Raw genomic sequence first — 25344 nt, 5'->3', positions numbered from 1 at the left:
AGGCTGGCCTGCGATGCGCGCTGCGGCAATCGGACTGGCGTGCGGCGCGGCGCTGTTGCAGACGCGGGCGCAGCTGCCCGAGCCAGCGGCAGTCGCTGTTTTAGGCAGCGCGGCAGCCGTGCTGTTGCTGTTACTCTTGCTGTGGCCGGCGCGCGCTGGCTGGCGCAATTTTCCCGTGATGGCGCGCACAGGCATCGTGGCGGTAGCTGTCCGCGTGTCGCTGATCTGGTTCGTGGCAATCATCGGCGGATTTCTCTGGGCCGCCTGGCTCGCCCATGGTGCATTGGCGCCGTCGCTGGCGCCGGAAGACGAGGGCCGTGACTTCATCATCGTCGGCACCATCGACAATCTGCCGTATCGCTTTGCCGAAGGCGCACGCTTCAATTTTGCCGTGGAGCGCGTGGAAGACCGGACCGGCAAGGCACTGCTGCCGATGCCGGTCCCGCCGCGCATCGCGATTTCGTGGTACAGCGGTTCCCGCCCACCAAAGAGTGCGCCGGGCAAAGTGCCCAAGCCGGGAAAGAAGGCCCAGGCAGGCGAGGGCGGCGAGGGTGGCAAGGTTGGCGCGGTTGGTGAAATTGGCAACGTGCAGCCCGGCGAACGCTGGCGCCTCACGGTGCGGCTGCAACGCCCGCACGGCAATGATATGTGGAATGCTCCTAGGCCATTGGCTACGCCGTAAGTTATTCGTTCTCAAGGTGCTACCTCCAGGTAACGGGCGAATTCACAACATGTTCACGTTTTACGTATCGCCTTATCAGTAGTTGAACTAGACTATGCTGATAACGAAAAGTTGTTCACCACAATTTCTGCCGGCGATGGGGACACGAACATGTTTCATCAGGCTGAACTCGTACTATTCATTAACTCTTATGAGAATTCTGGGCTGAGGGCTGGAGCACCAGCGCTATTTCTCGAAACGAAAAATAGCGCAGTGCTGTTTGAAGCGCCTACGACTTTCTTGACGGAGCGGTACGTACGGTCGGGTGCTCAGCAAAGTCGTCATACATGGGCTAAGGCGGCCTATGCACTAAAAAGCTGGTTTGAATACTTGCAGGCCATAGGCAAGCATTGGCACGATGCCGGCGAGCTGGATCGGATCAACTACCGTGATGCCTACCTTAGTGCAATCAGTCCGAAAACCGGTCGCTTGTATGGCTCCGCCGGAGTACGTGACAATATGACGGTTATCCGGGAATTTCATCACTTTTGCGGCACGAAGAACATCTATGACGGTGACATCGGAATTACTCATAGCGTGCAGTTAAGGACTTCGATAGACCGCGATTTTCTAGCTCACACACGGAGCTCACCAAGGTTTGGCAACAAGGACTATGCCCTACCAAAAGTGCGGCCCGGTACGAAAATTCATCCTATTGCAGCATCCGATTTACGAGGCTTACTCAATCATGTCGGGCCACAAGCTGCTCACAGGATCGGCGATTTGCGGCCGGCGCGCGACAGGCTGATCTGTGATTTTGGATGGGCAGTCGGACTGCGCCTGGACGAGATCAATCGTCTCACTACGCTTCAGTTCCTTCACCTCGTTCCGGACATGAAAGCGCCATTCATCAGTCTTCCGCTGACAATCCATGACGGCAAAGGTAAGAAGACACGCCAGGTCGCAGTACCAGCATGGCTCGTCATGGATGCTCTTGCATATATCGACGGGGACAGGGCCACTTCTCTTAGAGCAGGCAAAAACGGGGGGCGTGGCCGGCCGCTCAATCTGATACTAGCCAACCTGAACTCAAAAAGTCCAGGGCAACCGATTACGAACAGCGCAGTCCAGAAGATGTTTCGCCAGGCATGCTTGTCGCTGGGCGTGGTAGAAACAGTACGGAAGGAAGTGCCGCTTACTGGCACGCGGCTGCTTGCTCAAGTGCCTAAGCACTCTATCCACGATTTGCGCCACACCTACGCTGTCTTGACCTACCACGCTGAGCGTGTGAATGGCAATGCTGAGCCCTGGAAGAAGATTCAGGCTCAGCTTGGGCATTCGCAGCTACAGACTACAATTGACACTTACTTGTCACATGTCGAAATCTTCACTGCTCAGCCTGGCTTAGTGGATGTTAGAGGGATGTTGGGACTATGAAGCACTTGCCGCCGGCAGATCCGCCAGCATCGCCGCGCAGGCGGACGCCCAAAAAAATAACTTCTGCGGCGACGGTGGTAGCTCAGGCTCAGGCAAGGACAGGCATTGTAAGTAAAGTCCAATCGCTGTCATTGTCACGGCTCGAATATGGTGTGGACGCTAGCACCGGGCAGCGCACGCTTGCTGCGGTTTTTCCATCTAATAAAGGGCGGGAGCCTCAGCATTTAGATCTGAGTTTTCTGCTGGATTTCCGGAATCTTTGCGCTTTGTTTGCCGATGCATATTTGCAATGGGGCGCCACCCGCGCGCCTGCATCACGCTGGGCGATGATAGCGAGCCTGACGGCAGGTTTCTTTCACTATCTGAACAGCCGCTGGCATCGGGATCTGAAGCCACAGGAAGTCGACGATGAACTTCTGATTGGGTTCCGCACTTTTTTACTGACTGTAAAAGGTAAAGGTGGCAAGACGTTGCACGCGCGCACTAGTGCTGCCTACTTGGGCTGCGTGAGGACGCTTCTTGGCGCCGTGGTAGTCGGCCCTTCAGTGGTACTCGCCCGAAACATCGCGAGCCGAGTGCCGCCTGGCCCCCTTGGCGCGGCGAGGAGAAGCTGCCCGGTAGAGGTGATGGGGTTGGACGATCTCCTTGCAATCATTGAGGCGGCGGAGCGGGAAGTCTTAGCGACAGCCTTGCGGTTCGAACGCGGCCGCGAGCTTTTAGCTGAAGGCAACGCACGGCTGGAGGCCCGTCAGAACGTCGGGCCATGGAGTATTAAGGAATATACGGACCTGTCTGTTTGCTTGGCTGCGCTTGACCGTGCGTATCCAGGCATCATTCCTGACCTACCGATTATCCAATCGTACGACCGCGCGCTAGGATCAGCAGTGCAATACGTGCATAGTCAGGGCACGGTGGCATCCCACTTCCACCCATCGTTCCGCCACCTCGCTCCATTTGCAGTGCTATTGGCGATCACGACGGTATTTAATCCCGATACGCTGCTGGGCCTCAGCTGGAAAGACATCGCCTTTGATAAAGAGTGTGCTGGCACCGCCGCGATCGAAATCGTAGGCGCCAAGAATCGGGCGTCGCAGGATCTTGTGCGGCTGCTAGATCCTGAAGCAGCGGTGGCGTCGCAGCTAAGTCTCGAGCAACTACTGCGGACGCTTCAACTAATCACTGCTCGGATACGTCCGTTTGTCCCAGACTGGCATGCTGACCGGATATTCATAGCAGTGCAAACCCAACGCGCAAAAAAGCCCAGGAGCTATGGCGGCGGCAAGACAGATTCGACGTTGTCAGGCGATGTGGTGTGGACGCGCTCTCTTCGCAATTTTATTGATGACAATAAACTGCCTAATTTCAGCTTAGGACAGTTGAGGCCTTCAATTCTCGATCTGGTTCAGCTTTCGCATGGCAGCCTTGAAGCGGCCCAGAAGGTGGGAAACCACCGCAACCCGAGGACAACATGGACACACTACACGAGCAACGGGGTAAAGAAGCGATACCGGGAACGGATCGGCCAAGTAATTCTAATGCGGGAGCGCTGGATTGATAGCCAGGGCGTCGTGGACCCACGGCGCCTTGAGTCCGTACAGGACAAGGGGGCAGCGACGCCGGGGTTCACATGCCTCGATCCCTTTAGCTCGCCCAGGCCTGGTCAGCAAGCTGGAAAGCTATGCAGAGACTACGGCGGATGCCCATCGTGTCCTCTGGCTGCAGCGCATCCAAACGACCCGGTTAGCGTTGCCTACTACGTTGCGCTTGAGCACGCTGTCTTCCGGAGCCAGACCGCAATGAGCTCAAGCACATGGCTTGAGCGCTGGGTCCCCGTCTTGGCCGATTTGAAGTCGCTGAAAGCGCACATACCGCTAGAAGTGATGGAGGAATCGCGCAAGATATCAATCACTCTGATGAATGTGGAGTAATCATGGCCCTCAAAAGCAAGTGTGCGGAATCGAGCGGAATTGGATACGCGCAAAAAAAGCTCCACGAGCTCAACCGCGATGAACTCGATGATTATAGTATCGGCGAACGGAGCCGCTTCAGAGATGAAAAGTGGTTCTTCACCAATCACCTTCCGGGCGCCCCAAAGGCAAATTCGACATTGAACTGGGCAATGGTGCTGTCGGACGGGAGCAGCCTGACGGATTCCCGGCATGCTACGCGTTTGCATTGGGCAAAACTGCTCCTGCTTACGCTGGTTGTGGTTCCGGCTAATCAGCGAATTCGTGCTGCCGGATCGATGGCCAATATACAAGCGTCGTTCAACTACCTTCTTTCGTGGATGAGTGAATGCGGTTACCACGCGCCGCACGAGCTGAAGCCTGATGCGGTGAGGTGCTTCATGGATCATGTCGCGCCGATCATCGCGGCGCGTTGTATCGATGCCGAGCTAAACCGCAACACTTTCTCGCGTGGACTATTCGTCATCGCGCATTTGTGGAACCAGCGACGCAGCCTGTTGCAGATGGGGATCGAGCCAATGACTGTTCACCCATTTGATGGAAAAACACCAGATGAGGTAGGGCGCGAGCTGTCGGCTAAGGTTAGCAAATGGGTACCACCTCTGCCGGATGAGGTTGCGCTGGCCGTGCTAAATAAGGCTGCCTGGTTCTTAGGAACTCCGGCCGACGACGTGCTGCGTTTAATGGATGTCTTTACCGACCCCCTGGCTGGTTCCACGGTAACTGTAAAGTCCGATATAAGAAGTGACTATACGCATAAGGCTGGTTTAAAAAACTGTGCCAGACATAAACGCGTTAGGCGTTTCCTCGACCGATTCGAGTTTGGAATCGTGGCCGGGGAAAGTCGGGCTTGGCATGAACCGATTCTGTCCAGTCACGCCGAGTCATCCCATGATGCTGAGTGCAGCAACGAAAAGTACGAAGGCAAGCGGCGCGTTGCGGATCTGTGGCAGGCGGTTCGAGACGCGGCAGCAATCATCGTTCAAGCGATGACAGGGATGCGTGCCTCAGAGCTGCTCAGCATAAAAGCGGGAATTGATAAACGCAGTCAATTGCCATCGGAGGTGCGAATTGAACTGAGTCTGACTGGCTTGTACGAGTGGTTTGTAGTGCGCAGTATCATTTCGAAAACGGAAGAAGGATCACCCCGCGAGGTAGACTGGGTGCTGGGCATGCGGCCAGCAGGAACGACCCAGATTCCCCTTGCTGTTAAGGCCCTTTGCATTGTGAACGCATTGCAGGCGCCCTGGGTCACGCAGGCACGCACTGACCACTTGTTCCTCTCGATCTCGCATGGCAAAGGGCTTCTACGTACTCATGCCGCTGCTAACTCGATTGGAGTTAAGAAACTGAATACGCACATGCAGCGTTTCATTATGAATTGGGTCGATCTAACCTGGCTTCCGGATCAGAGTGCGCATCACGTAACAGAATCGGACCTCGTGCCTTGGCGTGAAAGTCGTGGTGAGATCTTTCGTACGCATATGCTGCGAAAGACTTGGGCGCAGTTTGCTTTGGCATGTGATTCGCGATTGCTCCCCGCGATCCAGATGCAGTTTCACCACTTAAGCTTGGCGATGACGGAAGGTAGCTATATCGGGCGAAACCCTATGCTATTGGAAGCGCTTAATTCCGTGTCCGTGCAAAAACGAAATCTTTTGTTGTATGAGGCAGTTATAGGGAAGTCGCAGCTCGCAGGGCGAATGGGAGACCAGCTCGATTCGGCTTTAGGCGAGCTGCGTACCGAGGTCAGTAATCTTCCGAAGTCGGAAAAGTGGAGCCGAACAGTGGTCTGGGCGGATCGCAATGATCTGCGCATGTTTTTCTCTGCCCACGCGACCTGCTGCCCCACGCGTAACAGCGAAATGCGCTGCCATGATGTCTCAAAAACGCCGATATGGGTGCGATGGGCGCCGAATACTAGCACGCGGACGCCGGGCCTCTGCGCCGGCTGTGCATGCGCGATCATGGACAAGAGCCATGAGAAGTTCTGGTCCGACCGATACACTGAAAGTCAGCGCTCCTTGTTCGCAGCAAAAAATATAGGAATTGCGCATGGCTCGTTTCGCGAAATTCGCTTTCGCGCTGAGCAAGCTAGAGCAATTCTGAAACGATTTGGTGCTGACATCTCCGCGCTCGACCAAGTTGCCTTAGCCAGACTAGAGGTGCCATGCCCAAGGTAAAGCTATGCGCGCCCGCTCAGGACCCGATCGAGCGAGATTTCCTAGATGCGATCAGGCGTTTGAAGGACGGGCAGCCTCGTAACAAACAGCTAAAGATGCGCCAGGCGAAGGGGACACTCAAGGTTAATTTTTCTTCGGTGGCTCTGGAGGCGGGGCGTGCGCGAACGCTCATCGCACTTGCAAATGGGTGTAGATATCCTCGCGTGCGAGAACTGATTAAACAGACGGCTGCAGGCAGGACGGATTTGCCGACAACGCATAGTGAACTTATTGCGCGCCTCCGCATGGACAAGGCAGACTTGCAGGAGCAAGTGAAAAAATACAAATCCGAGGTACTGGCACATTTCACCGCCCGCGTGAAAGCGGAAGGTGAAGCTGTCAGGGAGAAGGAAACTGCGGCGCGCTTGCGGAAAGAAATTGCGCTCAAGGGAAAGCCATTGGGCATCGTGCAAAAGGATGTCTAGGGAGTCTGGCGATGGGGGAGCAGGTCAAAAGTTCGAGACTCTTTGTTCATGGAGTTACGGCGCCAAATTAAGTAAAAATCTTAATGCTCCACAAATAATTAGAGGCTGCGTACTTATAATTTCACCGCCATATAGCGGCTTATGCATATCTTGAGTAATTACTATTTTTAGTAGGGGAAAGTCAGAATGGTGACACGCATCGAAGCTTATAGTTACGAACTGACTCCGGAGTCGAGCGCGCCAGGCAGTGGCTGGTTGCTACGCTTACTGTTGGATGATCATGAGTTGGGGCGGCGTGTCTTTCCGCCTCTTGCTACCATTGCAGACGAGCAACTGGCACGGGTTGCCGCTCATGACGACGCATTGGCCCTGGTAACATCTTGGTTAGCATCTATACGGAAGCGCCCACCTACCATGCGGCCCAGACCGGCAGATGAAAGCGGCATGTATTTGATGATGCCTGATGATGAGCTTCTTTGTACGGTACTATCTACAGACAAAGGCCAGCCTTTTATTGTCGAATGGCCAAAAGACTCGAAGCTTGATTCGCCGGCTAAAAACGAGTTGCCCGCTTCGAAAAGCTGACCGCCGAGTCCGAGAGTTAAGGGGGGGGGGCTTTGCCACAGAGTAACAAAGTTACGGGTGATCTCCAATTAGAGGGTCGGCCGGGATTCGTGTAAAAATACCCAAAGTATGCTGTAACTGCCTAATTTATTGGGGAATTTTCGTTTTGTGGTTGCTCGACGGCAGCTGGAGTGGCGCTAGGCTGGCTAGTTATATTCTCGTCAATCGGCAAGCCCTCATCTACCTCTGTTCGAAGGTTCATCGGGAAATGTTTCGCTTCATATTTCTGAACGAGGTCCGCCAAAATCCCTAGGCGACGTCCTTCTGAAGTTCCAGTTTTTGCTGACATAAGTACATCTATTTCTTTGAGTGCCGCAGCATAATTGTCAGGTGTTGCAATAAGCTGATTTTCCATGTCTGTGTAGCTCCAGATCACACCTACTTCTATGTCTTGGTCTTGGCGGGCGTCGACGTGATAGTGGCCGAGGTGCCGACGGAACTCCGGGTTACGGGCCGAAGACTTTTGTCGTCAACTCAGTTCGGATAAAACAGTCAAAGCGACAAACTCACAGCCCACCCGGCAATGCCACAACCCGCTACGACGAGCCAAGGAGCCAACTTCCAAAACACCAGTGCAACGAAGGCAACCACAGCGATACCGAAGTCTCGGGGTTCGTGAATTGCGCTGGTCCAGACCGGATGATACAGCGCGGCCAACAGTAGGCCAACGACTGCCGCATTGATACCCATTATGGCCGCTTGCGTGCGCAGATTGCCGCGTAGCTGCTCCCAAAAAGGCAATGCCCCCGCCACCAGTAGGAAGGATGGTGCGAAGATCGCCAGCAGGCAGACAAGAGCGCCTGGCAAACCCGAAGGGGCGACGTTCATGGAAGCGCCTAGGAAGGCCGCAAAGGTAAATAGCGGGCCAGGAACTGCCTGCGCTGCCCCGTAGCCTGCAAGGAAGACGTCATTGCTGACCCACCCCGGCGTCACGACGGCAGTCTGAAGCAACGGCAGCACGACATGGCCTCCACCGAAGACTAGTGCACCTGACAAGAAGAATGCGTTCACATCAGCGATTGCTTGGTAAGGTAGTAGCGCGGTCAGCATGGGCAAGCCAACCAGCAGGCCGAAGAAAAGCGTTAACCAAAGCACACCGGCACGACGGCTGATAGTGATGGGCTGCGGCAAATGGTCACCGGCAGATTCCGGTTTGAACAGTAGCAGCCCTACGATGCCCGCCATAGCGATGATGCCCACCTGTCCAAGAGCGGATGGCATAAGCAAGGCGATGCAGTCAGCAACCACCATGATCGTAACGCGTGGCATGTCTGTGCACAGATTCCTCGCCATCCCCCAAACCGCCTGCGCGACTACTGCGACAGCCACCACCTTCAGGCCGTGTAGTGCGCCGACAGGGATCGTTGTGCCGTGGCTTGAAATGCCGAAGGCAAAGAGGATCAGGCCGGTGGCCGACGGCAGGGTGAACCCAGCCCATGCGGCGAGCGCGCCACTGTAGCCGTTGCGCGAGAAGCCCAAGGCCATGCCTACTTGGCTGCTGGCTGGCCCCGGCAGGAACTGGCAAAGCGCTACGAGATCGGCATATCTTCGTTCGCTCACCCAGCGCCGTCGATTGACGAATTCATCGCGGAAGTAGCCGAGGTGCGCAATCGGGCCACCAAAGGAAGTCAGGCCGAGGCGTAGGAACACCAGAAAGACGCCCCACGCGTTTTCGTTTCGGTCGCCGCGTTGAGTGACTGGCTCCATTGGCTTGCTTGTCTTCATCATGGTTGGCGACCTGGGTTGAGTCGCTGATTGGTAAGTGCAGGTATGATCTGCGTTGGTTTTTTTATTTCGTCGCACCGCTGCAGCGATATCTCCAGCATGATCGATGGAACGGAGCTGGATAAAGGCGGAAATGACACATAAGCCGAAAAGTAATAAGAGATGAACTCCTTATGCGCCCTGTGAATTTACGGCTGACGCAATTTCTGCCCTATGCTTGGCGAGGTATCTTTCATCTCGGGCTTTGCGCGCTTCAGTAATCCTGTCCATTTGCTCTTGCATGCAAGCGTCCCGGTTCCACTCACCTTCCGCCGGTTCCTCAATTGGCAATCCAGCGTGTTTGCGAAGCTGTTTCGCGAGATCAGAAATGGCCAAGCCAAGTTCGGCATAACCAAAGCGCCGCGCCCAGAAAAATTCGATAAATTTCGGCTGGTCATCAAATTCCCATGCGCCGGAGATGTGATTGTTCAACTGCTCGATACGATACGGCAGATTCAAAATGCCGTACATTAGCCCCTGCGGTAGCACTTTCCAATCTACGCCCAGAGCCAGAGGGTCAAACGTCGGCGTTTCTATGGTCGTCTCATAGGTTTCGCCGTCCTGAGCGGCTGGTCGCCCTTCACTGGTGCCATCGTCTAACGACACATGCAGGCATTCGTTGGCCAACCTATCCAGATGAGCAACGACAAGGATGGCTAGGTAGCCTGACTCCTTTTCGACGCGCCGAAGTTCGCGTTTGTCCTCCCTGCGGGTCGTCATGTAGCCGCCCAGGAATACCCCGCCAAGACCGGCGCCGGCCGCGATCAGGCTCTGCATGATGCTCCATTTATCAACCACTGTGTTTTCCCTTCCATCGATGACGAACACCTTGTCAAAGGCGTGGCCGCCACTCAAAGCGATTAATCAGGTTGAGCCGTTGCAGCCGGAAGCATCTAGTGTTGGGCGTCGGTCTGCCAGCAAGCTGCATTGGTCGAGTGTGTATTTGCGACCTAGGATCTGCATGTATCCAGAATACAGTAAGCCCGCATGAGGCGGGCCCCTTTTGGATTTCAGGTAGTATGCTAAGCGGCAGATGTTCAATTTTATCGAAATTCACGTTCCGTGAAGATATGATAATTCTGAACGCTTAGCTTTTCGTGGGTGCGGCAGGCGCTGCCGCAATCTTGTCTAGGTAAGCGCGCAACTGCTCTCCGATCTGTTCCTGTGCTGCTGCTCTTGCGTTGGCCTGTGCCAGTTGGATTTCCAGTTCGCGGGTGCGTGCACGCGCGGGCTCGATCTCAGCGTTTGCAGTTTTCAGTTGCTCAGCAAGTAGCTCGACTTCGGCAATCTTACTCGCAAGTTGCCGTTCAATGTCCTCAACGCTTTGCTGCAGCGCTTGCATCTGCTCGATCTTCTGCTCCAGCTTGCGGCCATTTGTGAGTTGTTCGTAGAGTGACTGCTTGGTATGGGCCAACTCGGCGACCAGGCGCGCGCCTTCCTGATTGAGCCTCGTCACTTCTTCTTGCTTGGCTGCGCTGGCGAGCTGCTGGCGCCGCAGTTCAGTCTGCGCTTGTTGTACTTGCTCCTCATGACGGCGCTGATCCTGTTCCCGCTGATCCTTCACCGACTGGCGATAATGTTCTAGAGCGTCGCGAGCATGCGTATGCTTGTCTTCGAGCGACTTTCGATGCTGCTCATTTTCGGCCAGCCGCTCCTTCAAGTCTGTCACTTGCTGTTCGGCAGTATGTCTAGCGATCGTTTCAAATTGATGTGCTGCTTGCGTCCTGGCATGGCTGGCTGTCTCTGCGTTCAGTCGGGCCTCCAAGGTGTAGAAGGCTTCTCGCAAAGCGCTTAACTCACTTTCCAGGGCATTTCTGGCTTGAGCCTGCTCCAGCTCGCGAGTAGCCAGCTGCTCTTTCGCATGAGCGACGCTGGCGTGCGCCTCTTCCTGTAGCCTGCCGGCGAGGCGTTCGACCAGATCCAGCAGTGCCTCGCTGATTGATGCCTTCTGAGGGCCGTTGCCGTCCTCCTCTTCGAGTTCCTTAAGGTACTTATGGATGGTGGTTTTGGAGCCGGTATTGCCCAGAGCCATGCGCACGGCATCGATGGACGGATATTGCGATTGGGCGATCAGGCTGTCGCGAGCCCTTTTTACATCCGATTTATACAGTCCTGACCGGGCCATACCGCCTCCATTAAATTTGATACTGTAATACATACCATGTATATACGTACTAATATTACTCGAATATTTGAATCGTTGGCTTTCGAATTTAATGCAGGATAATGTACCATTATCCGGTATCAGCACGATCTTTCCGGTTTTTTTACCTCGCCGCCGCACACTTCGCCCTTATGAGCAATCTTGACACCTATCTAGCCGCCGCCTTCAGGGATAACACCCGCAAGAGCTATCAATCGGCCGTACGCCACTTCGAGGTTGAATGGGGCGGGTTTCTGCCGGCGACACCCGATAGCGTTGCTCGATACCTGGCCGATCATGGTGAGTCGCTGTCAGTCAACACGTTGCGGCAGCGGCTGGCGGCCCTGGCGCAATGGCACGTCGACCAAGGTTTTCCTGATCCGACAAAGACTCCAATGGTGCGCCAGGTAATGCGGGGAATTCAGACTCTTCGCCCGGCGCAGGAGAAGCGCGCCAAGCCGTTGCAGCTCAATCAGCTTAATCAGGTGGACAGCTGGCTGATAGACGCCGCTCAGAGAGCAACAGAGGCGAACGACGCATCCGTGGCCTTGCGTCGCCTCCGCGACCGCGCGCTATTCCTGTTGGGTTTCTGGCGCGGCTTTCGGGGCGATGAGCTGACCCGCTTGCGGATCGAGCATATTGCCATTACGCCGGGCGAAGGCATGACCTGCTACCTTCCGCACACCAAGGGTGATCGGCAGCTCAAAGGCGGCACTTTTAAAGCACCCATGCTCTCCCGCCTGTGCCCTGTTACTGCCTACCTGGATTGGATCGCAGCGGCGCGTCTCGACAGCGGACCGGTATTCCGCCCTATCGACCGCTGGGGGCATCTCGGCGACGGTCCGCTTCATATCGATAGCCTGGTGCCGCTCTTGCGAGGCATACTTCAAGAAGCCGGCGTCGAAGCGGCAGAGCTCTATAGCGCGCACTCCCTCCGGCGCGGCTTCGCCAGCTGGGCGACCGCCAATGGGTGGGATCTAAAGACATTAATGGAGCACGTCGGCTGGAAAAATGCCCAGTCGGCCATGCGCTATATCGACACCGACGATCCATTTAACCGTCGGCGTATCGAGCGGTCGATTACTGATTCTTGACGACCGGACCGCCATATATTTTGAGCCAAGCGATGCCAAGAAGGCCTGAACATAGCGAAGCTAAAAGAATGGCCATCTTTGAAGCACTTACAAGCTCAGCGCTTCCATTGAACGCGAGGTTGGTGATAAAGATGGACATGGTGAATCCGATGCCGCCCAGCATACCGGCGCCAACCACGTGGCGCCAGCCCAAATCCGGTGGCAGCTTGCAAACGCCGATCGTCACGGCCAAAAAGCACATCAGTGAAATCCCCAAGGGCTTGCCGATCACCAGTCCTCCCAAAATGCCCAAGCTATTTACTGACACAAGTTGATGCGCCCAATCTGGTGCAATTGCCACGCCAGTGTTGGCAAGCGCAAAAACAGGAAGAATGAAGAACGCAACTGGACGGTGCAGGAAATGCTCCAGCCGATGTGACGGCGAACTCGTATCTTCCTGTTTGGTCGAGAATGGAATTGCAAAAGCCAGGAGCACACCTGCGATTGTCGCGTGCACGCCAGACTTGAGCATCAGAAACCACATCAGGGCGCCGACGATGAGGTAAGGCGTCAACGCCCTCACGCGAAGAAAACGGTTCATGGCAAGGAGGAGCGTAAACACGGCGGCCGCTGCGAACAGATAGGCAAAAGAGACCTGCGCGGTATAGAAGACCGCGATGACGATGATCGCGCCGAGATCATCCATCACCGCAAGCGCGGCGAGAAATACCTTTAGTGACGACGGTACCCGGCTTCCCATAAGTGCAAGCGCCCCAAGGGCGAATGCGATATCTGTCGCCATCGGGATCCCCATGCCGGCGCGCGTTGGCGCGTTTCCATTCAAACTGAAATGGATCAATGCGGGTACGCAGATTCCTCCGATAGCGGCAAAAATCGGGAGCAACGCGCTTTTCAAACTCGACAGCTCTCCGCAGTACAGCTCACGTTCGAGTTCGAGGCCGATCAGGAGAAAAAAAACAGCCATCAAGCCGTCATTGACCCACTCCTCAACGCTTAACCCGGCCAGTTGGAAGTGCCACAAACGCAGATAGTCCTCGCCGATTGGCAGATTTGCCAAGGCAAGTGAAAAGATGGTGCATGCGATCAGCAAGACGCCGCTTGCCTTTTCGGACTCGAAAAAAGAATTGAATGTGTTCGTGATGAATGATGTCATTGGGCGTGAGAAAACTGCGTGGCGGCCCGACCATCGCAATTGCCTGCCCACACACCATTGTGCGAACACCCTGGCCGAGTATACCGGATTCGGCCATCGTCAGAGAAGGCCGACGGCCGGTGAAAGACCGGCCAAAACGGAAATTTTGTATAGATCGATAAAAGTTGTTATGATTGAGGCCGAAATACGGAGATGGCATTCCTCCGCTAACCGCCTCCGACAGTATGTCGGCAGCTGATGATGCCTACAGTGTACCCTGGTCATAGGGAGCTGTAGGCGTTCGCGCAGCTTTCGTGGTTGACCAGGTTTTTTAGAACAACAACCTGGGTCACATGAAAAACGCCAAACATTCCGAGCCGATCGATCTGCTACCCTACATCGGCAAGTGGTCTATCCTGGCCATCGTCGTCGCTATCCTCGCGGGTAGCGCTTCCGCCGCCTTTCTCTACCTACTCGATATGGCGACCGATTGGCGCGTCGCCCATCCGGCAATCATTTGGCTCTTGCCCTTGGCCGGGTTTGCGGTCGGATGGATCTATCTGCGCCTGGGTAAAACCGTCGAAGCCGGCAACAATCTCATTATCGATGAGATTCACGCCCCCAAGAAAGTGATCCCGTTGCGCATGGCCCCCCTCGTCCTGGGCGGCACCATCGTCTCGCATCTCTTCGGCGCGTCGGTTGGGCGTGAAGGCACGGCTGTGCAAATGGGAGGCGCGCTCGCGGACCAGCTGACGCATCTGTTCCGCATGGGGCAGCCTGAACGGCGTCTTTTGATCATGGCCGGCATGAGCGCCGGATTCGCTTCGGTGTTCGGCACGCCACTGGCCGGCGCACTTTTTGGCCTGGAGGTGCTAGCGATCGGGTGCATGCGATACGACGCGATATTGCCCTGCATGCTCGCGGCAATCGTCGCTGACCAAGTCGGGCAGCTCTTGGGAATTCATCATACCCACTACGCGGCTGGCTCAATTCCAGAACTTACTGCGGGCTCGCTGGCACTCACATTCATTGCGGGGATCGTCTTTGGTGTTGCCGGCATGTTGTTCGCGAACGCCACGCACGGGCTCTCAGATTTCATGAAGCGGCACGTGACTTATCCGCCTTTACGTCCCTTGATTGGAGGTGCCGTTGTCGCTACTGCTGTCTGGGCGATTGGGACACATCGCTACATCGGACTGGGTATCCCTGTCATCGTGGAGTCGTTCGTCCACCAACTCCCATGGTGGGATTTCCTCGGCAAGGCCGCATTTACCATCACCTCCCTCGGCGCAGGCTTCAAAGGCGGCGAGGTCACACCACTGTTTTATATAGGCGCTACACTTGGCAACGCGCTGGCGCCGCTACTGCACTTGCCATTTGCGATGCTCGCCGCGATTGGATTTGTCGCTGTATTCTCGGGTGCTGCCAACGTCCCGATCGCATCAACGGTCATGGCGATCGAATTGTTCGGTTCGGAAATCGGTCCTTACGCGGCCATCGCTTGCGTTGTGAGCTATCTTTTCTCCGGTCATACCGGCATCTATCGCGCGCAGCGCGTCGGTCACGCAAAACATCACCGGCATATCCCTGAAGGGATGAAACTCGGTGACTTGCCCAGTTACCTTCGTCAGCTTAGAAAAAAACACGACCATGACGATTCCACGCACTGAGGCCATAGATAATGACAAAACGAAATCGAGCATTGCGCCATAAGCGTTTGGGCAAACAGAAAGTCGAAGCCTACGAGCCCGCATCCGGCCGTCGGCCCGCACCTTCACTCACATCGAGCCGGCGCCTACCTGTTCATACACGTCGAATATCAAATCGGTGCTCAAGCCTTGTGGCCACACCTATGTCATGAAGCCGTCACGTTAATTCGATATTATTTGAAATGTCGTAATTTTTGAGGTATGATAATTCGATAATTGCTGAATAATGGAAGCAACTCGTATGGATACCAAAGAAGTTGTGATGGCACTGGCTGCCATCGCGCAAGAAAGCCGGCTGGCCATTTTTCGGCTGCTGGTGCAAATCGGCCCGGACGGCATGGCCGCTACCAAGATCGCCGAGCAGCTCAATATTGCACCGTCCTCACTGTCGTTTCATTTAAAGGAGCTCACGCACGCCAGGTTGATTACCTCGCGCAGCGAAGGACGCTTCGTGATCTATTCGGCCGACGTCGTGGTCATGAACGGGCTCATTGGCTATCTGACCGAAAACTGCTGCGGCGGCGTTCCTTGCGGCCCTGCTGCCTGCGACACCCAACCCACATCTACCTGAACTGGAGAATTCCAATGCAAGAGAAAGTCTACAACGTATTGTTCCTCTGCACCGGCAACTCGGCGCGCAGCATCATGGCCGAAGCCTTGGTGACGACGATGGGCAAAGGTCGCTTCAAAGGATTCTCGGCCGGCAGCCACCCCGGTGGAGCCGTCAATCCTTTCGCCATCGAGCAGGTGGCCAATACCGGCTATCCGATTATCGACCTGCGTAGTAAAAGCTGGGATGAGTTTGGTACCCCTGACGCGCCGCATATGGACTTCATCTTTACGGTATGCGACAACGCCGCAGGCGAGACCTGCCCGTACTGGCCCGGCCATCCTATGTCGGCGCATTGGGGCTTTGAAGATCCGGCCGCAGTCGTCGGGACCGACGAAGAAAAGCGCGCGGCGTTCCAGCGCATCTTCCGTCAGATCACGGCCCGCATGAACATTTTCGTCAGCCTGCCGCTGCACATGCTGGAAAAGAACGCCATCCAGCGTGAAATCCAAGCCATCGGCGAAACGTCCGTCTAATCTCCCACCTTACGCTTACCATGAATATCTTGTTTCTCTGCACCGGCAACTCGTGCCGTTCCGTCCTGTCCGAAGCAACTTTCAACCATCTGGCCCCGGTCGGACTGAAAGCGATCAGCGCCGGCAGCCAACCAGCCGGCAAGCTGCATCCCCGCGCCGCGGAGCTGTTGCACAGTAAGGGGATTTCCACCGAAGGCTACTACAGCAAATCGTGGAATGACCTGCCTGTGACGCCCGATATTGTGGTGACCGTCTGCGGCAGCGCGGCCGGCGAAACCTGCCCGGCCTATCTGGGCCCGGTGCTGCGTACCCATTGGGGCGTGGACGATCCCGGTCACGTCGTGGGCACAGAGGAGGAGATCAATGCCGCGTTTGAACAGACCTACCGCATCATTCGCGCGCGCATTGAAGCGTTCCTGGCGCTGCCGCTGGCGGGGCTGGCCAACGACAGAGCCCAGCTAAAGGCCGAGCTCGACAAGATCGGCACCATCCTGGCCTGAGCCAGGCCACTTGCCATTGCCACCCACCGGCCTTCGATGGCCGGTTTTCGATATTGACCTTTGATACTATTCACAAGGACTAGCCGTGCTTATCGCATTTCTGATCTTCCTCGCCACCTTGATCCTCGTCATCTGGCAACCGCGCGGCCTGGGCATCGGCTGGAGCGCATCCGCCGGCGCCATCGCCGCGCTGCTGGCCGGCGTGATCCACACCGCCGATATCCCGGTGGTCTGGCACATCGTCTGGAACGCGACCGGCACCTTTGTGGCGGTGATCATCATCAGCCTGCTGCTGGACAAGGCGGGCTTCTTCGAGTGGGCGGCATTGCACGTGGCACGCTGGGGCCGAGGAAGCGGTAGGCGCCTGTTTGTGCTGCTGGTCCTGTTGGGCGCCGCAGTAGCCGCATTGTTCGCCAACGATGGCGCGGCGCTGATCCTCACTCCAATTGTCATCGCCATGCTCCGGGCGCTGCGCTTCTCGGCCAAGGCGACGCTGGCCTTCGTGATGGCCGCCGGCTTCATCGCCGACACGGCCAGCCTACCGCTGGTGGTGTCGAATCTGGTCAACATCGTGTCGGCCGACTATTTCAAGATCGGCTTTGCGCGCTACGCCGCCGTCATGGTGCCGGTCGACCTGGTGGCCGTGGCGGCGACGTTGGCCGCTTTGATGTGGTTCTTCCGCAAGGACATCCCAGCCAACTACGACCTGGCGCAATTGAAAGCGCCGGCGGAAGCGATCCATGACCGTGCCACATTCATCACCGGTTGGTGGGTGTTGGGCTTGCTGCTGGTAGGCTTCTTCTGGTTGGAGCAACTGGGCGTGCCGATCAGCGCCGTCGCGGCGGTGGGCGCTGTGTTCCTGTTGGTGGTAGCCGCGCGGGGCCACAAGATCTCGACGCGCGAGGTCCTGGGCAACGCGCCTTGGCAGGTCGTGGTCTTCTCGCTGGGCATGTATCTGGTCGTCTACGGATTGCGCAATGCGGGCCTCACCGACTTCCTGACCGGCGTGCTCAACGAATGTGCGACCTACGGCGTATGGGGCGCCGCACTCGGTACCGGCTTCATTACCGCGATCTTGTCGTCGATCATGAACAACATGCCGACTGTGCTAATCGGGGCGTTGTCGATCGATGCGACCACGTCGCAAGGCGTGGTGCGCGAGGCGATGATCTACGCCAACGTCATCGGCAGCGATCTTGGTCCGAAGATCACGCCGATCGGAAGCCTGGCCACACTGCTCTGGCTACACGTCCTGGCCAGCAAGGACATCCACATCTCCTGGGGTTACTATTTCCGTGTCGGCATCGTGTTAACCTTGCCGGTGCTGTTGATCACCTTGGCCGCGCTGGCGCTGCGTCTGGCTTAATGAAGGAACTAACATGACCGTCACCATTTATCACAACCCGGATTGCGGCACGTCGCGCAATACGCTTGCCCTGATACGCAACGCCGGCATTGAGCCTGTTGTCATCGAATACCTGAAGCATCCGCCAGATCAGGCCAAGCTGGTCGATTTGATCGTCCGGGCCGGGCTCAGCGTCCACGACGCAATCCGTCAGAAAGGCACACCCTACCTTGAGTTGGGTCTTGATTCACCAACGAAAACAAAAGTGGAATTGCTCGACGCAATGGTGGCGCACCCGATCCTGATCAATCGGCCGTTCGTCGTCACGCCGCTGGGCGTGCGTCTGTGCCGGCCGTCTGAGCTGGTGCTGGACATTCTGCCGCAGCCACAACGCGGCGCCTTCACCAAAGAAGATGGCGAGCGTGTGATTGACGAAAATGGGGAGCGCGTCAAGCATGGATAAGATTGCAAACCTGCCCAATATCACACCCGATCAGCTTGACATGCCGAGAATGGACAAGCTCGCCCAAGTTGGCGCAATGGACCATCCGCCGCGCATTCTTATGCTTTACGGCTCGCTGCGTGAGCGCTCGTTCAGCCGGTTCTTGACCGAGGAGGCGGCACGGATCTTGGAGCACTTCGGCGCCGAGGTGAAGATATTCGATCCGATGGAGCTCCCGATGGCCGGCAGCGTGCCGGAAGACCATCCGAAAGTCGTCGAACTGCGCGAGCTTTGCCTATGGTCTGAGGGTCAGGTCTGGTGCAGCCCGGAGCGCCATGGCGCCATCACGGCCGTGATGAAAAACCAGATCGACTGGATTCCATTGGAGATGGGCGCGATCCGCCCAAGCCAGGGCCGCACGCTAGCCGTGATGCAGGTCTGCGGCGGTTCGCAGTCCTTCAATGTGGTCAACACGCTGCGGCTGTTAGGCCGCTGGATGCGGATGTTCACCATCCCGAATCAGTCCTCGGTGCCGATGGCCTATAAGGAGTTTGACGACGCCGGCCGCATGCGCCAGTCAGGCTACTACGACCGGGTGGTCGACGTGATGGAGGAGTTGTTTAAGATGACTTTGCTGCTGCGGGGCCGGACTGACTATCTCACCGATCGCTACAGCGAGCGAAATGAACGCGCGTTAAAGGCGATCGACCGGCACATCCAGCGCATCTAAAGTTTGCACTCCCTCAGCACCTTTCGATACAGGTGCATGAACTGGCTCACTAAGCCCCAAGAGCGCACTGTTGGCTTATTGGTGTTGATTTGCACCTAAAACTGACCCACTAAGCCACATAATTTGCATCGGAAATTGACCCACGTTTAGCACACAATCCTACTAATCTGAATGAGTAGGAGATCGGAGTGATTGACGTGGCACTATTAGGAATTATCAGGCGCTGGCATCTTCGCGACCAAGTCCCATTAAGGGAAATCGCGAGGCGCCTCGGCATCTCCCGTAATACCGTCCGGCGCTACCTACGCTCGGAAACGACCGAACCCACCTATGCAGAGCGCCAATCGGCTAGCGCAATTGACCCATACGCCTTTCAGCTCGCAGGCTGGCTCAAGACGGAGGCGGCCAAATCACGCAAGCAACGGCGCAGCCTAAAACAGCTTCATGAAGATCTATCGGAGTTGGGGTTCAAAAGGTCTTACGACCGAGTGGCGGCGTTCGCCAGGCAATGGAGGGAGGGTCAAACGGAGTGGGTCAATTCGGCGCGCAAACGAACACCGGGAGGCACCGTTAGCTTGATTTGAGCGGATAGCTCCTCAAGTAATTTGCTCCTAGTGCACGAAGCGTGGCCTGTACCTATGGCCGTCTGTTGCCGCTAAGGGGAACTTCTTGTGATTTTTTACCCATTGGATATCCGGGTTGTCCGTCGTGGACGTTGGTGATTGCGACGTGGATTGGGTGAAGAGGAATACATCGGCCGTCTGCTAAGAGCGAGGGCATCCGCTGATGCAGCTGTAAGTCTGATGTCTGCTTAAATGTGTTTATGAACATGTCAACCCGCCTATTTTGATGCGCCCCCCATTGCCTCAAGGGCTGTCTTAAGGGCGTGAACAACCCAACTCCACATAATTGACGCCAACCCGCACGGGTTCGACTACGAAGCGTGGCTGCTCGAGCAGGGTGTGCGCGCCACCGGCTACGTGCGCGCCGACCGCGCCAATGGCAGGCGCGACGCATTCGTGGCCAGCGCCAACAACCTCATCGAACGCAGCCGCGCGGGGTTGCGGGCGCGGATCGAACAGGCCCTCGATGGCAGGCAGTACGCCGGCGTGATCGTGGCGCTGGTGGTGGGCGACCAGCGCGGCATCGGCCAATCGGACTGGCAGGTGTTCAACCGCACCGGCATCGGCCACCTGGTCAGTATCAGCGGCCTGCATATCACGATGGTGGCCGGCTTGTTCGCTTGGGTGGCGCATACCTCGTGGCGGCACTCGTTTTTCACCGGCGCCCAGTTGCCGCTGCTGCTGCCGGCGCAAAAGGTGGCGGCACTGGTGGGGGCAGTCAGCGCGCTGCTGTACGTGCTGCTGGCCGGCTTTGGCGTGCCGGCGCAGCGCACGCTGTACATGTTGATCGTGGTGGCGGTGGCACTGTGGTGCAACCGGCTGTCCGACTTTTCACACGTGCTGTGCACGGCGCTGGGCGTAGTGGTGGTGATCGATCCGTGGGCCGTGTTGTGGCCGGGGTTCTGGCTGTCGTTCGGCGCGGTGGCGGTGATCGTGTATGCCACGGCCGGGCGCACCACGGCGCGGCCGGCGCGGACTCGAACCGGTACGGAACAATCCGGCTGGGAACGGTCCGATAGGGATCACTCCAGCCTGGACCAGCCGCCCGGCACGCCTGCCACGCGCATGCTGGTGTGGCTGAAGCAATGGTGGCCGGCGTTAAAACTGGGCGCCCATACCCAGTATGCCGTCACGCTCGGCTTGCTGCCGCTGACCATGCTGCTGTTCTCGCAAGTGTCGCTCATCAGCCCGGTGGCCAATGCGGTGGCGATACCCTTGATCAGCCTGGTGATCACGCCGCTGGCACTGGCCGGCAGCATGTTGCCGAGCGTGCTGGGCACGCCGTTGCTGGTGTTGGCGCACTGGTTGGTGGAGTGGCTGGCCGCGTGCCTGGCGTGGTTCAGCGGACTGCGTTACGCGGTGTGGACCGCGCCGGCGCCGCCGTGGTGGCTGTTCTGCTTTGCCATGTTCGGCACGTTGTGGCTGCTGGCGCCGCGCGGCTGGCCAGTGCGCTGGCTGGGGCTCGCCACGTGGATACCGCTGCTGGCGGCGCAGTCCACGCACCCGGCGCCCGGTCGCATGACCGTGACCGCATTCGACGTGGGGCAGGGCATGGCGCTGCTGGTCGAGACCAGCAGCCACCGGCTGCTGTACGACACCGGGCCCACTTACGGGCCCGACAGCAACGCCGGCGGGCGCGTGCTGGTGCCGTACTTGCGGGCGCGTGGCATAGCCAGGCTCGATGGCGTGGTGGTCAGTCACAGCGATGTCGATCATGCGGGCGGCGCGCTGACGGTGCTCGACAACGTGCGAGCCGACTGGGTGCTGTCCTCGCTGGCGCCCGGCCATCCGATCGCCAGGGCAGCGCGCCAGCATGTGTCGTGCGCGGCCGGCCAGCAGTGGACCTGGGACGGCGTGCTGTTCGAGGTGCTGCACCCGCTGGCCGCCAGTCGCAGCGACGCAGCCATCAAATCGAATGCGCGCAGTTGCGTGCTGCGCATCACCGCAAGTGGCAAGTCGGTGCTGTTGGCCGGCGATATCGAAGCGACGCAAGAGGCGCGGCTGGTGCAACAGGAAGGCGGCCGGCTGCGCGCCGACGTGCTGCTGGCGCCGCACCACGGCAGCGGCACCAGCAGCACCCCGGCGTTTTTGCAGGCGGTGCTGCCGCAGGCCGCGATCTTCCAGGTCGGCCACCGCAATCGCTACGGCCATCCGAAAAAAGAGGTCTACCAGCGCTACGGCGACCTCGGCATCGAACGCCTGCGCACCGACCGCACCGGCGCGCTGACCATCGAGGTGGGTGCCAGCATCGAGATTCGGCGCTTTCGGTACACCGATGCACGCTACTGGCACGACCAGCCATGAACACTGCTATGGCCGGGCCGAGTACAGCGCGTGGTGGGTCAGGATGAACAGCGTGCGCCCGTCCACGCCGCCGAACAGCAGTTGCAGCGGCCGTTCCGGGACGTCGATGCGTCCCACGGCGCGGCCGCTGGCGTCGTACACGAATACCTGGCCGTTGGCGACGTACACCCGGCCGTCCGGCCCGGCCGCCACGCTCTCGCCGCCGCGTGGCGCAAAGCGCTGCAGATCGGTCAATGCGCCGCCGACGCCAAGCAGCGCGGAGTACGTGACGTTTTCCGAGCCGTTGGCAAGGTACACGCGCGCGCCCGGTACGCCGATGGTCCAGCCATAGGTATCGAGCGCGTGCGAGAAGCGCCAGCCCAGGTGGTTGCCCGGTCCCTGCTGCCACACGCGATAGGCAGGCAGCGCCAGGCTGCCATCGGGCGAGACATACTCGCGCGCCTGCGGTGCGGCCACGTCCTGCGCGAACAGCTCGGCCAGGGTCGGGAAGCGGTCGCGCGCGGCGTCGTACCGGTCGCGGAACTCGCCGTTGACCCAGAAGCTGCCCGGCAGCGCGACGCGGGCGCTTGAGCGGTCACGCACCGGCGTGGCCGCGATTGGTTCGATGGCCTGTGGTGCGTCGGGCTTGAGGCTGTACACCGTGGCCTCTGGGCCGTCCGAGGACAGCACCAGCAGGTGGCCCGAGCGGTCCACCGCCAGGTTGACCGGATCGAGCGGTGCATCGGCAACGATCGAGAGCCCTTCCTGCGCAGACCAGCCATGGATGCGGTGGGCCGGCCGGTCGATGAAATAGAGTTTGCCGGCCGCATCGACCGCGCCGCCGCCCAGCGCCTGGAAGTCGCCCGCCAGGCGCGTGACCGGCGCGAGGGCAGGCGTGCCGGCCGCAATCGGTGCATCGGTGATGTCGAGCACGGCGAACTCGCGCTCGCGCACCTCGGTGCCGCGCGTGACGTCGACGATGGCGTTGGCAAACGGGTACTTGCTGGCGCGGACAAAAGTGCCGCAGCCCGCGGTGTCGCACGTGGCGAAGCCGCTTTCGGCGTTCACGTGGACATTGCGGAACCGGATCCCGGTCGAGCCATACAGCTTGACTGCCGCTGGCGCCGGATGCACCGAACGGGTGACGCGGTAGGCGTGAAAATTGGCAAACAGGATGTCGCTTGAATTGCGCACTTCGAGCGCCACGGCGGTGCGGCTCTCGCCCGCTTCTTCCTCGGTCTGCGGCGCCAGGAACTCCCAGTTGCGCACGCGGTCGAGCACGATTTCGGCCCGTACATGGTGTTCGGCCGACATCTGGTACACGTAACCTGGCGTCGAGGTATTCGAGACATACAGCCCGGCCTGGGCGTACGTGTTCGGGGTCCACAGGCCGTTGAAGGTGCCGCCGCCACCGTCGGTGACCCACAGGCTCGCATATTGCGCGTCCCAGCGTTTTTTCGGATCGCTGTCGGCGGTGTGGTTGGCGTTGTAGGGATCAAAGCGGCTGCCGTCGGCCAGCGTGGTGCCGTGGCCGCCCATGAACTTGACGTCGTCAACCAGCGAGCGCTCGCCCGCGCGCCACAGCAGGGCGGTCGCGCGTGGATTGCTGCCGCCGGTGGCCAGGCCCAGCCCGGAAACGATGGCGTCGCCGCCGCGCGCGCTCCCGATCAGCGCCCTGGCCGGTCCCACGCCGCGATAGGCGGGCGTGTCCTCGGCCAGCATGATCTGGGTGCGGCCCGGGTGCAGGCCGATCAGCACCGTGTCGGGCCGCAGTTTGAGCGTGCCGGTCACGCGGTAGTAGCCCATCGGGAAGTACAGCACGCGGTGGCTGTCGATCGCCTTTTGCAGTGCGGCGGTCTCGTCGGTGGTGTTGTCGCCCTTGGCGCCGAGCGTGCGCACGTCGGTCCACTCCGCCACTGCGGGTAGCAGGCGCAGGGCGGGCGCGCGGCGGGCGGGCAGCGACGGCAGCGCCACGGCATCGACCCGCGTTGCGTAGTCGCCCGGCTGACCGGCGCCGGGCAGGGTGAGGCCGTAGGTAAACGACTTCATGCGATAGTGCGGCGCCGGGCCGGCCACGGTCTTGCCGCTGTCGCGGAACCGGGCGAACACCGGCGTGGCGCTGGCCACGGCGTTGTCGAAGCCGATCTGGGTATAGGCACTGCCTTCGTTGCTGATGATGATGCCAGCCCTGGAGACGTTTTCGAAGCGCACATCCTTGCCCCATAGCCAGTCGCCGTAGCCACGGTCGATCTCGATACCGACCGGGGTGTTGCGCATCACGGTGTTGACCAGGGTGAGCCCGGCCTCGTGCTCGCGGATGGCGGCGTCGCGCTGGCCGTCGAACACCGAGTCGAGCAAGGTGTACTGCCAGGCCGCCGACGTTTTTTCGGACAGGATGCCATAGCGGCCGCCGTAAAATCGCAGGTTGATGCCCACATTGCCGACCTGGTAAATCCCTGCCAGCGCCGAGCCCAGGTGGAAATCGATGTGCGCCAGGTAGACCATCTGCGCGGTGTGGAAGCGCACGGCGGTGGCCGCCGGATTGCCGGCGCCGATCTCGAAATCGACATTGGCGAGCGCCGAATAGAAGGTGCCGGAATTGGCGTCGGCAATGCGCGCATCGAACGGCACGCTGGTCGGCGGCGGCACCGGCACGCGGGCCGCATCGACACCCGCCACCGGCGCCGCGCCGCCCAGGTTGACCGGCACGACCGCGCCGGGCCGGTTACCGGTGAAGAAGACCATATTGCCAACGCCCTGCTGGAAACCGGGCGTGTTATCGGCCAGCACCAGCACGGGACGGGTTTTGCCCACTCCGAACAGCCGCACGCCCGGCCACATGAACAGCGTGCGCGTGAGCCGGTAGCGGCCCGCCGGCAGAAACACCATGCCGCCGCCAGGTTGCGCGGCCGCCTTGTCGAGCGCGGCCTGGATCGCCGCCGTGGCGTCGGCCACGCCGTCGCCGCGCGCGTGCACGGTGACGGCATCGGGTTCGGCAGGTGCGCTCTGGTACAGCGACACTGATGCCGGCGGTTGCGCTGGCGCGGCCAGCGCGCCGCCTGTCAACGTGGCGGCGCTTAGCCACAGTGTTGCTGCTGCCTTCATTACTGCGCGCGTGATGTTTGTAGGTGTACGTGCATCGATCATTTTGTCTCCC

At 58.8% G+C, this 25344-nt stretch carries 21 protein-coding genes, 1 pseudogene and 1 riboswitch; of the genes and pseudogenes, 16 read left to right on the top strand and 6 right to left on the bottom strand.

What is annotated here, in order from left to right; translation table 11 throughout:
* Positions 1 to 13: 13 nt before the first annotated feature.
* From J2X54_RS08240 to J2X54_RS08215, 6 genes are all read left to right on the top strand, one after another.
* The gene (locus J2X54_RS08240) at positions 14 to 682 is read left to right on the top strand and encodes a DUF4131 domain-containing protein (RefSeq protein ID WP_310179726.1); all 669 of its coding nucleotides are present in this window, start codon (positions 14 to 16) and stop codon (positions 680 to 682) included.
* Positions 683 to 832: 150 nt separating this feature from the next.
* Complete coding sequence (locus J2X54_RS08235; protein ID WP_310179725.1) at positions 833 to 2098, top strand: site-specific integrase; 1266 nt, start codon at positions 833 to 835, stop codon at positions 2096 to 2098.
* Complete coding sequence (locus J2X54_RS08230; protein ID WP_310179724.1) at positions 2095 to 4026, top strand: hypothetical protein; 1932 nt, start codon at positions 2095 to 2097, stop codon at positions 4024 to 4026. Before J2X54_RS08235 ends, J2X54_RS08230 begins: the two co-directional genes overlap by 4 nt.
* 2 nt (positions 4027 to 4028) lie before the next feature.
* Positions 4029 to 6248 (top strand): integrase, encoded by a 2220-nt coding sequence (locus J2X54_RS08225; RefSeq protein WP_310179723.1) that lies wholly within the window; start codon positions 4029 to 4031, stop codon positions 6246 to 6248.
* Positions 6236 to 6712, top strand: a complete 477-nt coding sequence (locus J2X54_RS08220) for a hypothetical protein (protein WP_310179722.1) — start codon at positions 6236 to 6238, stop codon at positions 6710 to 6712. The genes J2X54_RS08225 and J2X54_RS08220 overlap by 13 nt, the downstream gene beginning before the upstream one ends.
* A 186-nt stretch (positions 6713 to 6898) precedes the next feature.
* On the top strand, positions 6899 to 7297 hold the full coding sequence (locus J2X54_RS08215) for a hypothetical protein (RefSeq protein WP_310179721.1): 399 nt from the start codon (positions 6899 to 6901) through the stop codon (positions 7295 to 7297).
* A gap of 121 nt (positions 7298 to 7418) precedes the next feature.
* On the opposite strand, the gene J2X54_RS08210 is transcribed toward J2X54_RS08215, so the two are convergent.
* From J2X54_RS08210 to J2X54_RS08195, 4 genes are all read right to left on the bottom strand, one after another.
* The gene (locus J2X54_RS08210) at positions 7419 to 7691 is read right to left on the bottom strand and encodes a hypothetical protein (protein WP_310179720.1); all 273 of its coding nucleotides are present in this window, start codon (positions 7689 to 7691) and stop codon (positions 7419 to 7421) included.
* 137 nt (positions 7692 to 7828) lie between these two features.
* Complete coding sequence (gene chrA / locus J2X54_RS08205) at positions 7829 to 9061, bottom strand: chromate efflux transporter (protein WP_404990896.1); 1233 nt, start codon at positions 9059 to 9061, stop codon at positions 7829 to 7831.
* A gap of 171 nt (positions 9062 to 9232) precedes the next feature.
* Positions 9233 to 9877, bottom strand: coding sequence for a hypothetical protein (locus J2X54_RS08200; protein WP_310179719.1), 645 nt, complete (start codon positions 9875 to 9877; stop codon positions 9233 to 9235).
* Positions 9878 to 10187: 310 nt separating this feature from the next.
* Positions 10188 to 11351, bottom strand: a complete 1164-nt coding sequence (locus J2X54_RS08195) for a DNA-binding protein (RefSeq protein ID WP_310179717.1) — start codon at positions 11349 to 11351, stop codon at positions 10188 to 10190.
* Positions 11352 to 11395: 44 nt separating this feature from the next.
* Between J2X54_RS08195 and J2X54_RS08190 the strand changes: the two genes are divergently transcribed.
* Positions 11396 to 12337: a site-specific integrase gene (locus tag J2X54_RS08190; protein ID WP_310179716.1), complete on the top strand. Its 942-nt coding sequence runs from the start codon at positions 11396 to 11398 to the stop codon at positions 12335 to 12337.
* Here the strand turns inward: J2X54_RS08190 and nhaA are convergent.
* A complete protein-coding gene (gene nhaA, locus J2X54_RS08185; RefSeq protein WP_310179714.1) occupies positions 12324 to 13490 on the bottom strand; it encodes a Na+/H+ antiporter NhaA in 1167 nt (388 codons plus the stop codon). The genes J2X54_RS08190 and nhaA overlap by 14 nt on opposite strands.
* Before the next feature lie 179 nt (positions 13491 to 13669).
* Positions 13670 to 13744: riboswitch (Fluoride riboswitch) on the top strand.
* A gap of 78 nt (positions 13745 to 13822) precedes the next feature.
* Between nhaA and J2X54_RS08180 the strand changes: the two genes are divergently transcribed.
* The 9 genes and pseudogenes from J2X54_RS08180 to J2X54_RS08140 all read left to right on the top strand — a co-directional run bounded on the left by J2X54_RS08180 (position 13823) and on the right by J2X54_RS08140 (position 22208).
* Positions 13823 to 15139 (top strand): voltage-gated chloride channel family protein, encoded by a 1317-nt coding sequence (locus J2X54_RS08180; RefSeq protein ID WP_310179713.1) that lies wholly within the window; start codon positions 13823 to 13825, stop codon positions 15137 to 15139.
* A 280-nt stretch (positions 15140 to 15419) separates the two neighbouring features.
* Positions 15420 to 15749, top strand: a complete 330-nt coding sequence (locus tag J2X54_RS08175) for a metalloregulator ArsR/SmtB family transcription factor (RefSeq protein WP_310179712.1) — start codon at positions 15420 to 15422, stop codon at positions 15747 to 15749.
* Between the two features lie 14 nt (positions 15750 to 15763).
* Positions 15764 to 16264, top strand: coding sequence for an arsenate reductase ArsC (locus J2X54_RS08170; RefSeq protein ID WP_310179711.1), 501 nt, complete (start codon positions 15764 to 15766; stop codon positions 16262 to 16264).
* A 20-nt stretch (positions 16265 to 16284) separates the two neighbouring features.
* Entirely contained in the window at positions 16285 to 16764 is a 480-nt protein-coding gene (locus tag J2X54_RS08165; protein WP_310179710.1) for an arsenate reductase ArsC, read from the top strand.
* An 85-nt stretch (positions 16765 to 16849) separates the two neighbouring features.
* Positions 16850 to 18130, top strand: a complete 1281-nt coding sequence (locus J2X54_RS08160; RefSeq protein ID WP_310179709.1) for an arsenic transporter — start codon at positions 16850 to 16852, stop codon at positions 18128 to 18130.
* A gap of 13 nt (positions 18131 to 18143) precedes the next feature.
* Positions 18144 to 18572 (top strand): arsenate reductase (glutaredoxin), encoded by a 429-nt coding sequence (gene arsC, locus J2X54_RS08155; protein WP_310179708.1) that lies wholly within the window; start codon positions 18144 to 18146, stop codon positions 18570 to 18572.
* The gene (arsH, locus tag J2X54_RS08150; RefSeq protein ID WP_310179707.1) at positions 18565 to 19281 is read left to right on the top strand and encodes an arsenical resistance protein ArsH; all 717 of its coding nucleotides are present in this window, start codon (positions 18565 to 18567) and stop codon (positions 19279 to 19281) included. Before arsC ends, arsH begins: the two co-directional genes overlap by 8 nt.
* A gap of 188 nt (positions 19282 to 19469) precedes the next feature.
* Positions 19470 to 19799 (top strand): annotated as a pseudogene (locus J2X54_RS08145) (helix-turn-helix domain-containing protein); the annotation flags it as partial.
* A 444-nt stretch (positions 19800 to 20243) separates the two neighbouring features.
* Entirely contained in the window at positions 20244 to 22208 is a 1965-nt protein-coding gene (locus tag J2X54_RS08140; protein ID WP_310179706.1) for a DNA internalization-related competence protein ComEC/Rec2, read from the top strand.
* Between the two features lie 6 nt (positions 22209 to 22214).
* Here the strand turns inward: J2X54_RS08140 and J2X54_RS08135 are convergent, their stop codons facing one another.
* Positions 22215 to 25334 (bottom strand): glycosyl hydrolase family 28-related protein, encoded by a 3120-nt coding sequence (locus tag J2X54_RS08135; protein ID WP_310179704.1) that lies wholly within the window; start codon positions 25332 to 25334, stop codon positions 22215 to 22217.
* Positions 25335 to 25344 lie beyond the last annotated feature (10 nt).

This window comes from Duganella sp. 3397, assembly GCF_031456625.1.
GTDB lineage: Bacteria > Pseudomonadota > Gammaproteobacteria > Burkholderiales > Burkholderiaceae_D > Rugamonas > Rugamonas phyllosphaerae.
The sequence above is the reverse complement of the archived record's forward strand: the minus strand, read 5'-3'. Positions and strand labels throughout refer to the sequence as shown.